The following is a 12,015-nucleotide window of genomic DNA, read 5'->3' as shown; positions in this document are numbered from 1 at the left end:
CTCAAAGCTGTTATTCAGCTTTAATATTTTTAAGGTTGGGTTTCGTTGCTCTCAACCACAACCTACGATGATACGTTTAACGCTGTTTTTAATACTTATCGCTTACAGCTGACGGCTTACAGCTTCTTTTTAGCTACTTTTAAAACCAATTCTAAAACCGCCCCAGTGTTTGCCATTTACATAAATGGGTACTGATAGGTCATGTAAAATTTCACCGGTATCACGTTTATAGGTTTGCAATAAAAAGCTCTCAGTGTGGCTACCACAGCGGCTGCCGGTGGCATCGTTGAAAATACGTTTAGTGCGGTTATTCACTAAATCTTGTTGGTAATTGCCAGTTAATGGCTGGCTGTAGCGCTTATTGTGGGTAGGGAAGTAACCTTTTTTGTCTACGGCACCAGCAAAAAGAATTTTGTCATTTTCAAGGGTAGGCTCTTGAATTGGCGGTAAAATTTTATCGGTTAAAGTATCGTATGGTGTTGTATATTTTGTGGGGTTAGTATTTTTAATTGCTTGATATTCTTGTGAGAACAACTGCTTTTCAGTTAATTGCTTCGTTTCTAGCAACTCATTAAATTTTACCGCGATTGCATTGCTTGCCGTTGTTGCGGCATTGAGTATAGGCTTAAAAAAGGCATTGTGTTCAACTTTACTGAGCTCTCTAAAGATGGTTTCAGATCCTATCGATAACATAGCTGCTTGTGATGAAATTGAGTTACCTTTGGTTGCTATTTCAGCTAGCAAGTGGCTGATACTTGATACAGAGGTATTTATTTGTGTGGTTGCTTGTTGAAAAGCAGATACTGCTTGCTGCATGTTTTCTAAGGTTGATGATGAGTCTGTAATATCATGATTTATTGTTAAAAATGCTTGGGTAACATTTTCGAGTTCGGTTTTCACTTCATCACTTTGTAAAGAAACCTGTTTCATATCATCATTTGTTTGCACGCTATTAGTATTGATCTCAGTTAGCATCTGTGCAATTTGTTTAGTGGCTTGATTGGTTTTATTGGCAAGATTACGTACTTCATCGGCAACTACAGCAAAGCCTCTGCCTTGTTCACCCGCTCGTGCTGCTTCTATGGCGGCATTTAATGCCAGTAAATTAGTTTGCTCAGCAATGGTTTGAATAACTTGGGTAATGCTTTGAATATCAGTTGCACTTTTTAACAATAAATCTAACTTACTTGCGACGTTAGTAATTGAGTTAGACAACGAATCAATTTGTTGTGTGGCTATTTGCAAGCGTTGCTCTGCTGATGTTGATGCCTGAGATGTTTGCAACATTGCTGCATTTACGATGGTGATACTATTAGTGAGTTCACTACTGTTATGGGATAACGCCTGTGTTGCAGCGCTAACCGATTCGCTTTCACTGTAACAACCATCAATCTCTTTAGTTAGGCTATCTACATAGAATCCGACTTCTGCTGCACCAATTGCATTTTGAGAGGTTGCCACTGTGATGTTTTGAGCAACATTGCTGAGTTGGGGCTGTTTATTAATGTCTGACGCAGGGTTTGGTTTTTTGTCAGTTAACTTGGCTGTAAAAGCGAATAGAGCAGTAAAAATTGCAATGATTAGCGCCGCGACTATCGATAGTTGCTCGAAGTAATATAGAAAACCAATACTGACAGCGAAGAGTGTATAGCATAGCGATTTTAAATTCATTCCATTGACCTTTGTTGAGTTGTAATTTTCAGTCTTAAATATAAAGCACAGAAAATCAATTAATAAAAGGTCTAATAGGGAAGTCGACTGATTGACTTAGCAAACAAAAAAGCCAACCCTAAGGTTGGCTTTTGCAGTAATCTATTGCAGTAATGAGCATCAACTCATTTTAGTAAGTTGCACTGCCTTTGGTACGTGGGAAGGCAATAACGTCACGTACGTTGCCCATACCAGTTACATAGGCAACTAAACGTTCGAAACCTAAGCCAAAACCAGAGTGTGGTACTGAACCGTATTTACGTAGGTCGCGATACCAGCTGTAGTCTTCTTTGTTTAAGCCCATTTCTTCTAAACGTGCATCAAGTACATCAAGACGTTCTTCACGCTGTGAACCACCAATGATCTCGCCAATACCTGGTGCTACAACGTCCATTGCAGCAACGGTTTTGCCGTCTTCATTTTGGCGCATGTAGAATGCTTTAATATCACGTGGGTAGTTTTTAATAACCACTGGTGCTTTAAAGTGCTCTTCTGCTAAGTAACGCTCGTGCTCAGATTGTAAGTCAACACCCCATTCAACGGCGTATTCAAATTTCTTACCACAGCTTTTAAGAATTTCTACTGCATCAGTGTAATCAACTTGTGCAAAATCTTTCTCAACAAATTCTTCTAGGCGCGTGATAGCTGTTTTCTCAACACGTTGAGCAAAAAACTCCATATCATCACGACGTTCTTCAAGCACCGCTTTGAACACATACTTAAGCATGTTTTCAGCAAGTTTGGCGATATCTTCTAAATCAGCAAACGCAACTTCTGGCTCGACCATCCAAAACTCTGCCAAGTGGCGAGAAGTATTTGAATTCTCTGCACGGAAAGTCGGGCCAAAAGTATAAATTTTTGACATCGCTGAGGCGTAAGTCTCACCATTTAACTGACCTGATACAGTAAGGAATGCTTCTTTACCGAAGAAGTCTTCGCTGTAATCAACATCGCCTTTATCTGTACGTGGCAAGTTTTGCATATCAAGCGTTGATACGCGGAACATTTCGCCTGCACCTTCACAGTCACTTGCGGTGATGATAGGGGTGCTGATCCAGTAATAACCTTGCTCATGGTAGAAACGGTGAATAGCTTGCGCTAAACAGTTACGTACACGTGTTACCGCACCAATCATATTGGTACGTGGGCGAAGGTGAGCGTGCTCACGTAAATACTCAATGCTGTGGCGTTTTGCCGACATTGGGTATGAGTCTGGGTTTTCTACCCAACCAAGTACCTGTACGCTATTTGCTTGAATTTCGAAAGATTGACCTTGGCCTGCTGATTGTACTAAAACACCAGTAACTGACACAGAGCAACCGGCTGTTAGGCTAGTAACTTCATCATAATTATTTAGTGAATTAGGTACTACCGCTTGAATAGGATCAAAACACGAACCGTCATGAACGGCTAAAAATGAAATTCCTGCTTTTGAATCGCGGCGTGTACGGATCCAGCCTTTAATTGTTACTTGGCTGTCTACCGCAACCTTGCCTTTTAATAGCTCTGAAATCGCTAAGTGGCTCATCTTCACTCCAATGATATAAGTTGCCTACATTAATATGTGCGCTATTGCACTTGAACGGTGTATCTTACCTTTGAATGTAAAATAAAAAAACATTCAAAAGTAACTCTTTGCTTATTCTTTTGCATTTTTGTGGTTTTTTGTCGTTTAAAACCTAGAACTTTAATTTTTTGTGATAAGAAACAACTTAGATCAAAATTTAAAGGCGATTTTCACTGCGATAAAAACGGGTTTTGTGGCATTATATGCAATTACGATATTTAAACTAACTTGCTAAACATATAGGTATTATGAAACAAGTCTTTATTTTACGTGGTTTACCAGGGTGTGGTAAGTCTTATTATGCGCAAAACCTAGCCGATGAAATGGTAGCGGGCGATCAAAGCCAATACTTAATTTGTTCGACCGATGATTATTTTTATAATGAGCAAGGGGAGTATCAGTTTGATAAGTTCAAACTGTCGCAATACCACAATTTAAATTTAGCTCGTTTTATAAATGCGTTAGCGCAAGAAATCCCACTTATTATTGTTGATAATACTAACATCAAGAAATGGGAATTTATTGCTTATAGCCAAGCCGCTGTTGCACTAGGCTACCAAGTTAAAGAAGTGATTGTGGGTGAAGTAAAAGACAAATCAATGCAACACCTGTACGCCAAACGTAATAGCCATAACATTCCACTGAAAATGATCAGCAAAATGGCTTATATGTTTGAGTGGTAATAATTACCCAAATTACGATTAGGTTGGGTAATTATTTGGGGTCTTGATGATATGCTAATAATGTTTTCCGGCAATTGCGGCGTAAATGGCGTTAGCTAATGTGGTGATATCGCCTGAACAACTAATATACGGTGGCATTAAATAGATAAGCTTACCAAAAGGGCGGATCCATACATTTTTACTAACAAAGAAAGCTTGTATCTTTGCTACATCGATAACAGTATCGAGTTCAACCACACCAATTGCTCCTAACGTTCTTACATCAACAACATGCTCAAGATCATTACAACGGTGTAATGCTTGCAGCGCATCGTTTAGGTGGGCTATTTGTGCTTGCCAGTCTTGCTCAAGTAATAAATCAATACTCGCACAAGCCACTGCGCAGGCCAATGGATTGCCCATAAATGTTGGGCCATGCATTAATACCCCAGCTTCACCTTCGCTGATACCAATGGCAATTTTATCTGTGGTTAATGTTGCAGATAACGTCATCATGCCACCTGTGAGTGCTTTACCTATGCATAAAATATCTGGCTCAATATCAGCATGTTCTACGGCAAATAGCTTACCTGTGCGGCCAAACCCTGTGGCTATTTCATCACAAATTAATAATACACCGTAACGATCGCATAGTTCACGCACGGTTCTTAAATACTCAGGATGATAGAAGTTCATTCCCCCTGCATTTTGTACAATTGGCTCGATGATAAAAGCTGCAACATGCTGATGATGTTCTTCGAAATACTGTGCAAGGTGGTGTGCTTCTTGTTTATCGAACTGTTGTCCAAACTGAGTCTTTGGTGCAGGCACAAATACATGCTCAGGTAAAAAGCCTTGATATAAAGAGTGCATAGAATTAATAGGATCACATACGCTCATCGCAGCGAAGGTATCGCCATGATAGCCTTTATAAGGCGTCATCAGTTTTTGTTTGCTGGTTACTCCTTGACTAAGCCAATATTGCAAAGCCATTTTTATCGCCACTTCAACACTTACCGAGCCGCTGTCGGCTAAAAATACTTTTTGCAACTTACTCGGGGTTATTGCAACCAGCTTTTTACAGAGCTCTACTGCTGGCTGGTGGGTTATGCCACCAAACATTACATGGCTCATTTTATTTATTTGGGCGTGCATCGCTTCATTTAAAACCGGATGATTATAGCCGTGAATAGCACTCCACCATGAGGCCATACCGTCAATAAGTTGCTCCCCCGTTTCTAAGTGAATAATATTGTGATTTGCATGCGTAACGGGGTAAACCGGAATAGGTTGAGTCATTGATGTGTAGGGGTGCCAAATGTGCTGACGATCAAAATCAAGGTCTATTGTTTGTTTTATGTTCATATGTAAACTTTAACTAAGTGAGCTTCGTTGACAATGGTACGGCAATACGTATTCTAAGCCAATAACACCAAGATCAAAAAATAAAAGAGAGTATTATGGAGCTTGCAACAGTTCGACACGATTGGACCCACAGTGAGGTGAAAGCCTTATTTGAAATGCCATTTAACGATTTATTGTTTAAAGCCGCCTCTGTTCATCGCGCTAATTTTAATCCAAACGAAGTACAAATTTCTACGTTGTTATCTATTAAAACCGGTGCTTGCCCAGAAGACTGTAAATATTGCCCGCAATCGGGGCATTATAAAACTGATTTAGAGCGCGAACGCCTGCTAGAAGTAGAAAAAGTGGTAGAGCAAGCGCGGTTAGCAAAACAAAAAGGCGCCACTCGTTTTTGTATGGGGGCCGCATGGTCAGATCCAAAAGACAGAGACATGCCATACATTTCGCAAATGGTAAAAGAAGTAAAAGCCCTTGGCCTTGAAACCTGTATGACTTTAGGCATGTTAAATAACGAAAAAGCCCATGAACTGCGCAGTGCAGGGCTTGATTACTATAACCACAACCTCGACACCTCACCTGAGTACTATGAGCAAATTATATCAACTCGCACCTTTCAAGACCGTCTTGATACTATAGGTAATGTACGAGACGCTGGTATGAAAGTCTGCTCGGGCGGTATTGTGGGTATGGGGGAGCAGGCAAGCGATCGTTATGGGTTATTAATGCAGTTAGCTAATTTACCCCAGCAGCCCGAAAGCGTGCCAATTAATATGCTAGTAAAGGTAAAAGGGACACCGCTTGAAAATGTTGATGACTTAGATCAGTTTGAGTTTATTCGTACCATTGCCACAGCACGTATTATGATGCCACACAGTTATGTACGTTTATCAGCAGGACGTAATGCGATGAATGAGCAAATGCAATCAATGTGCTTTTTTGCAGGCGCAAACTCTATATTTTATGGCGATAAACTATTAACAACAGAAAATCCAGAAGCCGATGCCGACATGCAATTAATTAAAAAGCTCGGGATGAACCCTGAAACAGCCGAAGACTATTCTGATGAAGCCGTTGCTGCGTCTTTGTCATCGCAAGTGGCCGATAAAGCAACCGCAGAATTGTTTTACGAAGCGTAAAGTGCTCAGTACTATGGTAATGGTTTAAAGTATCGCGTTGAAGGTTAAAGCATTTATGTCATTTGAATTTATAAACACCCATTTAGATGAACGCAAAGCGCAGCAGCTCTTGCGTAAACGCTATGTAGTACAAAGCGCAACGGCGCGTACTATTACGGTTAATGATAAAACCTACCTTAACTTTGCGAGTAACGATTATTTAGGGTTTGGCGATTCGCCGGTGGAGTTAACCAGCGCGCCATTACTAGGTAGCCACAGCTCAGCATTAGTAACGGGTTATCAACAACCACAGCAAGCGCTTGAGCAAGCTTTATGTAGTGCTTTGGGTTATGAGGCAGGCATGTTGTTTAATTCGGGCTTTAGCGCAAATAGCAGTGTTATTAAAGCCTTGTTTCAAGATAAAGCGACAGCGCAACACAGTGCGATTTTTCAAGATAAACTCAATCATGCCAGTTTAATTGATGGCGCATTACACGCTAACGCCGCGTTAGTACGCTTTAACCATAACGATATAAACCATTTACGCTCACGGCTAGAAAAATCAAAAGCGCGCAATAAGCTCATCGTGTCTGAAGGTGTGTTCTCAATGGATGGTGATACCGCGCCAATTAAAGCGCTATTTACCTTAGCAAAGCAGCATAACGCCTGGTTAATGATAGACGACGCCCATGGTTTTGGTGTTTTAGGAAAATCGGGGCTTGGCAGTTGTGAAGCCTTAATTGCAGCCGACACCTTGCCCGATATTTTAGTGATCACCTTTGGTAAAGCGGTTGCGAGTAGTGGGGCGTGCGTATTAGGTTCGCAGCATTTTATAGATTACATGCTGCAGTTTAATCGTGATTATACCTACTCAACCGCTATGTCACCGTTTATTGCCGCTCATACTTTGGCACGTATTAACAGCATAAGAGACGCCAACGACAGGCGAGCCAAATTAAATGCTAATATTGCGCTGTTTAAACGCCTAGCTAAAGAGCAGCACATTGCGTTAATGGAATCAAACACCGCGATTCAACCGATTGTTTTAGGCTGCGCTGAGCAAACGTTAAAAGCCAGTGAGCAACTAAAGCAGCAGGGCATTTGGCTAACGGCTATTCGCCCGCCAACTGTTTTACACAATACCTCGCGTTTGCGTATTACCTTAAGTGCAGCCCACACCCATGACGATATAAAACAACTCGTTGGTAGTTTACAAAAGGTCATTTCATGATAAGCCCGCAGGCAATTAAAACTAAGCCACTTAGCCCCACTACAGTGTATTTAGCTACTCAGGCTTTAAAAAAAACCACAGCACATAACTTTTCAAAAGCAGCAAACAGTTACAGCCTGCATGCTAATGTGCAAAAACAAGCGGCGAATGATTTATTTAAACTCATTAGTGCAAACCCTAAAAAGCTCTGTGTTGACCTAGGCGCAGGGCCGCTTGTTAATACTCAGGCTTTAAGGGCATTATTTGGCCAAGTTGTTGCCATAGATTTAAGTTTTAACATGCTAAAAAGCAGTGCCTTAAACACCCCTAAACTGTGCGCCGATATGGATAACTTACCGCTGCAAGCTAATAGTATTGATGTGCTATTTAGTAATTTTGCGCTGCAGTGGTCTGCTAATTTTGAAACCTTAATGCACTCGCTTTACCAAGCATTAAAACCAGGCGGGCAAGCTTACATTTGTACGGTTGTTGCAGGGTCATTAAACGAGATAAAAACCGCCTTTGCAGCGCTTGATTCACATAATCATATTAATCAGTTTGCAAGCCATAATAATATAAACCAATCGGTCGAAAAGGCAGGGTTTAAGATCAATACCTCAAAAAAAGTCATTTATACCGATCAACACAGCAGTGCATTAGCGGCTATAAAATCGATTAAAGCCATTGGTGCCACCACACAAAATCATGCAACAAGTCGTCGTGGTTTATTAACTAAATCAGCACTAAAAAAAGTCTGTGATGCCTATCCGCTTGTAAACAATAAAGCCCATGTATCTTACCATGTAGTATTGTTATCATTAGAAAAAGCCCAGTAAAAATAATAAGGCCATGCCATGAACCAGTTTTTTATTACCGGTACCGATACCGACGCCGGTAAAACTCATGTAACCAGTTTGCTGCTAAAGTTACTCGCACAACATAAAAAGCGCGCAATAGGTTTTAAGCCGATTGCCTCTGGGTGTGAAATGGCGTTTGAGCAGCTCGTAAACGCCGATGCGCTAATGCTAATGGAAAGTGCCACAGTCAGCGCTAAATACGACATAATTAACCCATTTGCATTTGCGCCGCCAATAGCTCCCCACATAGCTGCAGAGCAAGCGGGTATAAACATAACAGTAGAAAAGCTGAGCATGGCTTATCAACATGTTAAGCAACAAGGCGCAGATTACCTGTTAACAGAAGGCGCGGGTGGTTGGGCTTTACCTATTAATAATAACGAGTATTTATACGACTGGGTAAAAGCAGAGCAACTGCCAGTAATATTAGTGGTCGGGATGAAACTAGGCTGTATAAATCATGCATTACTCACGGCAGCACATATGCAAAGTATGGGTGTTAATTGCATTGGCTGGATTGCTAACCAAGTTGATGCCACTATGGATGAATACCAAGCAAACCTAGATTCACTGAAAACACGTTTACCATTTCCACTGCTTGCCATTAGCCCATACACAGAGCAAACCCCTAAATTACAAATTTATAAAACCCTGCTTGAAAAATTATCAATAAATCCATAAATAACCCTTGTGTTGTGACATAGTTTGTCACAGAATAGCGCTGACGTTATGACATAGTGTGTCATAACGCAGTGATTGCTCAATGCCGATCAAACATAGTAAATCGCTCAGCAATAAATGTTATTTTTGGAGAACTCGTATGAAACGTGTATTTTTGTTTTTATTAACTAACCTCGCGGTTATGTTGGTATTAGGTGTGGTGCTTTCAATCATAATGAGTGCGCTGGGCTTAAGCCATCGTAGCCTTGGCGGAATTTTACTAATTGCGACTGTATTTGGTTTTGGTGGATCGTTTATTTCGTTATTTATGTCGAAATGGATCGCAAAAAAATCAACCGGTGCGCAAGTGATCACCCAACCTCGTACCGAAACCGAACAATGGCTGGTAAACACTGTGGCTGCTCAAGCTAAAAAAGCCGGCATTAACATGCCAGAAGTGGCGATTTACGACAGCCCAGAAATGAACGCCTTTGCAACCGGCCCAAGTAAAAATAATTCGTTGGTGGCGGTAAGTACGGGTTTATTACATAACATGAGCCAAGATCAAGCAGAAGCCGTACTGGCGCACGAAGTATCGCATGTTGCTAATGGCGACATGGTAACGCTAACGCTTATTCAAGGTGTGGTTAATACTTTTGTTATTTTTGCCGCGAAAGTGCTGGCTGGCATTGTAGATAACTTTATCAATAGCGATGAAGAAGAGGGCGGCAGCAGCTGGACTTACTTCTTATTCGATATGTTATTCCAAGTATTATTTGGTGTATTGGCAAGCATAGTGGTTGCCCATTACAGCCGAAAACGTGAATTTGCAGCCGATAACGGCGCAGCTCAGTTGGTAGGCGCAGATAAAATGCGTTCAGCCCTTGAGCGATTAAAGCAAAACCACCCATCGCAATTAGAAGGCTCAATGATGGCCTTTGGTATTGCCAGTGGTAAAGGCATGGCTGAGTTGTTTTCATCTCACCCACCGCTTGACGCACGAATAGACGCACTACGTCGTTAAAAAAATTCAAGTTTTTCACAGTACTTGTAAACAAAAAGCCTGCATTTGCAGGCTTTTTTATGTTTAATGTTTTTTATTGCGATTGAATAATGTCAGTAATGCCCTCTGGCGAGAGTATTTCAATCCAGTAACCGTCTGGGTCTTTAATAAAGGCAAGGCCTTTCATTGAGCCGCCATCTGGCTGTTTTACAAACTCCACATCGTATTTAGCAAAGCGTTCGCACGCTGCATATACATCTGGCACGCTAATACCAATATGGCCAAAGCCTTTTGGTTCTTCATTACCACTGTGATAACCGCTAAAGCTGTCGTCGTTTTCAGTACCCCAGTTATGGGTAAGCTCAATCAGTGCAGGGCGGCGAAACACCCACTGGGTTTTTTGTTTATCATCGCCTTTAGGCATATCTTGCTCATAGCCTAAAAAGTACAAGGTAAACTCCATACCAGGAAAGTCGTACTTACCTAACAACTTCATGCCCAATACGTTTTCATAAAATGCCAGCGACGGTTTTGGATCTTTAATACGCAACATAGTTTGCTGCATCACATAGCCCTCAGTGGCCTGTGTAATTTGCTCTGGAGATTCGTTATAGCTAGACATGAAATAATCCTTAATGGATTTAAAAAGGCAGGGTGTGCGCTCATCATAATCAACAGCAGCAAAAATTAAAACCACCGAGCTAAATTACCAGCCAGTGAGCTGAATGTTTTATAAGCAAAAAAATGGCATATTTAGCGATACTGTTTATTTGTACAGTGTTGGTGTTTTATCTAATATTACTGATCTCCACCATTTTGGGGTATTTCTGCATTTATGAAGTATGAGCCGAAGCTAACTAGTTGTTTACAGATGTTTATTTGAGGGCTAAGATAAATGCAATGTAATATATAGACATTTGTCGGTTTTATAAAGCGACAGATGTCGTAGATAAAGTTGTTATACATCCTTGAGGTACGTCACATTTTAATCCGAGCTATAAATAGTCAGAGGAAGTTAAAGCCTTATTTTTATTCGCAGACTGTGAAAGTAGGTTCTGTTGGTTGCACCTTAGGAATTATCATTGCGTACAACTTGTTCTTTGTAATAGCTTCCAGCTTAGGTATTGAGGCTGATGTGCCTATTCGTAGCTATAGTGGTGGTTTAATGTCGGCCGCATTCGCTTTGTGTATATTGGCTTTGGCAGTCTCGCTGTATATATTTTGTCTAGTATCAGGCGCTATTTATTATGGCTTTAAACTCAAGAAAGAACTTATTAGTAAAGATGAATTCATGAATATTGTATTCAAAGGGGTTTACCCAACTCGTTGGCAAAAGAGGTTGTAAGGCGGATGTATAACAAACCAAGTCAGCGGGAATTTTACTCGCTGAAAAATACTCATAAAATCCCCTGCTTGGGGCGTTACGAATAATATAGGAATCTAGCCGATGGATGGTTACTTACAGACAGGACTCGGAATACTTGTATCGTTAATACTATTTGTGGTCGGGTACAGGCAAACTATTGGTGCTAGAAAGGAAAGGGCGAAGAATGCAAACAGCTCCGTCCATCGAGCGATAATGCGTCGGATGGTTCTAGAAGATTATGCTCCGGTATACAACGATGTAACCAGACTCATAGAAGGGAAGGCAAGGGAGTTTCAGGTTTCCTTAAATTTGCTTTTCTCAGAAGAGCAGATATTGAACAGTCTATATACTGAGGTTTTTGATAGTGATCTAAAAAAACCAAATGGGGTCACCCATTAGAAAGTTCCGGTCAAGCAGGCAGCTGTGTTTTCTTGATCTTTTTATTCAAAAAACCAAGTGTTGTTACTTTTTAAACTCACTTTAAATTTGGCTATACACCT

The 12,015-nt window shown here is 40.9% G+C and carries 11 protein-coding genes; 7 read left to right on the top strand and 4 right to left on the bottom strand.

Going from position 1 to position 12,015, the window contains the following annotated elements; all coding sequences use genetic code 11:
* Positions 1-129: 129 nt before the first annotated feature.
* Positions 130-1,671, bottom strand: a complete 1,542-nt coding sequence (locus tag H5158_RS12305; protein ID WP_182718873.1) for a methyl-accepting chemotaxis protein — start codon at positions 1,669-1,671, stop codon at positions 130-132.
* 169 nt (positions 1,672-1,840) lie between these two features.
* Positions 1,841-3,238, bottom strand: a complete 1,398-nt coding sequence (gene asnS / locus H5158_RS12300; RefSeq protein ID WP_182718872.1) for an asparagine--tRNA ligase — start codon at positions 3,236-3,238, stop codon at positions 1,841-1,843.
* Between the two features lie 287 nt (positions 3,239-3,525).
* Here asnS and H5158_RS12295 point away from each other — a divergent pair, with 287 nt between their 5' ends.
* The gene (locus H5158_RS12295; protein WP_145233300.1) at positions 3,526-3,960 is read left to right on the top strand and encodes an AAA family ATPase; all 435 of its coding nucleotides are present in this window, start codon (positions 3,526-3,528) and stop codon (positions 3,958-3,960) included.
* A gap of 54 nt (positions 3,961-4,014) precedes the next feature.
* On the opposite strand, the gene bioA is transcribed toward H5158_RS12295, so the two are convergent.
* On the bottom strand, positions 4,015-5,304 hold the full coding sequence (gene bioA / locus H5158_RS12290) for an adenosylmethionine--8-amino-7-oxononanoate transaminase (RefSeq protein WP_182718871.1): 1,290 nt from the start codon (positions 5,302-5,304) through the stop codon (positions 4,015-4,017).
* 95 nt (positions 5,305-5,399) lie between these two features.
* On the opposite strand from bioA, the gene bioB reads away from it, so the two are divergent.
* The 5 genes from bioB (at position 5,400) to htpX (ending at position 10,170) form a co-directional block, all read left to right on the top strand.
* On the top strand, positions 5,400-6,440 hold the full coding sequence (bioB, locus tag H5158_RS12285; RefSeq protein WP_182718870.1) for a biotin synthase BioB: 1,041 nt from the start codon (positions 5,400-5,402) through the stop codon (positions 6,438-6,440).
* Positions 6,441-6,495: 55 nt separating this feature from the next.
* The gene (locus H5158_RS12280; RefSeq protein WP_182718869.1) at positions 6,496-7,650 is read left to right on the top strand and encodes an 8-amino-7-oxononanoate synthase; all 1,155 of its coding nucleotides are present in this window, start codon (positions 6,496-6,498) and stop codon (positions 7,648-7,650) included.
* A complete protein-coding gene (locus H5158_RS12275; RefSeq protein ID WP_182718868.1) occupies positions 7,647-8,465 on the top strand; it encodes a methyltransferase domain-containing protein in 819 nt (272 codons plus the stop codon). Before H5158_RS12280 ends, H5158_RS12275 begins: the two co-directional genes overlap by 4 nt.
* An 18-nt stretch (positions 8,466-8,483) precedes the next feature.
* Positions 8,484-9,167, top strand: coding sequence for a dethiobiotin synthase (gene bioD / locus H5158_RS12270; protein WP_064666215.1), 684 nt, complete (start codon positions 8,484-8,486; stop codon positions 9,165-9,167).
* Positions 9,168-9,306: 139 nt separating this feature from the next.
* Positions 9,307-10,170 carry a protease HtpX gene (htpX, locus tag H5158_RS12265; protein ID WP_064666216.1) on the top strand — a complete coding sequence of 288 codons (864 nt, stop codon included), beginning with the start codon at positions 9,307-9,309 and terminating at the stop codon, positions 10,168-10,170.
* Between the two features lie 73 nt (positions 10,171-10,243).
* On the opposite strand, the gene gloA is transcribed toward htpX, so the two are convergent.
* Positions 10,244-10,771, bottom strand: a complete 528-nt coding sequence (gene gloA, locus H5158_RS12260) for a lactoylglutathione lyase (protein WP_182718867.1) — start codon at positions 10,769-10,771, stop codon at positions 10,244-10,246.
* Between the two features lie 420 nt (positions 10,772-11,191).
* Between gloA and H5158_RS12255 the strand changes: the two genes are divergently transcribed.
* Positions 11,192-11,494, top strand: a complete 303-nt coding sequence (locus tag H5158_RS12255; protein ID WP_310736220.1) for a hypothetical protein — start codon at positions 11,192-11,194, stop codon at positions 11,492-11,494.
* The last annotated feature ends 521 nt before the right edge of the window (positions 11,495-12,015 follow it).

Origin of the sequence: Pseudoalteromonas sp. SR45-6, assembly GCF_014163545.1 — a bacterium.
Classification (GTDB): Bacteria; Pseudomonadota; Gammaproteobacteria; order Enterobacterales; family Alteromonadaceae; genus Pseudoalteromonas; species Pseudoalteromonas rhizosphaerae.
Note: the sequence above shows the minus strand (reverse complement) of the source record. Positions and strands in the feature narration are given on the sequence as shown.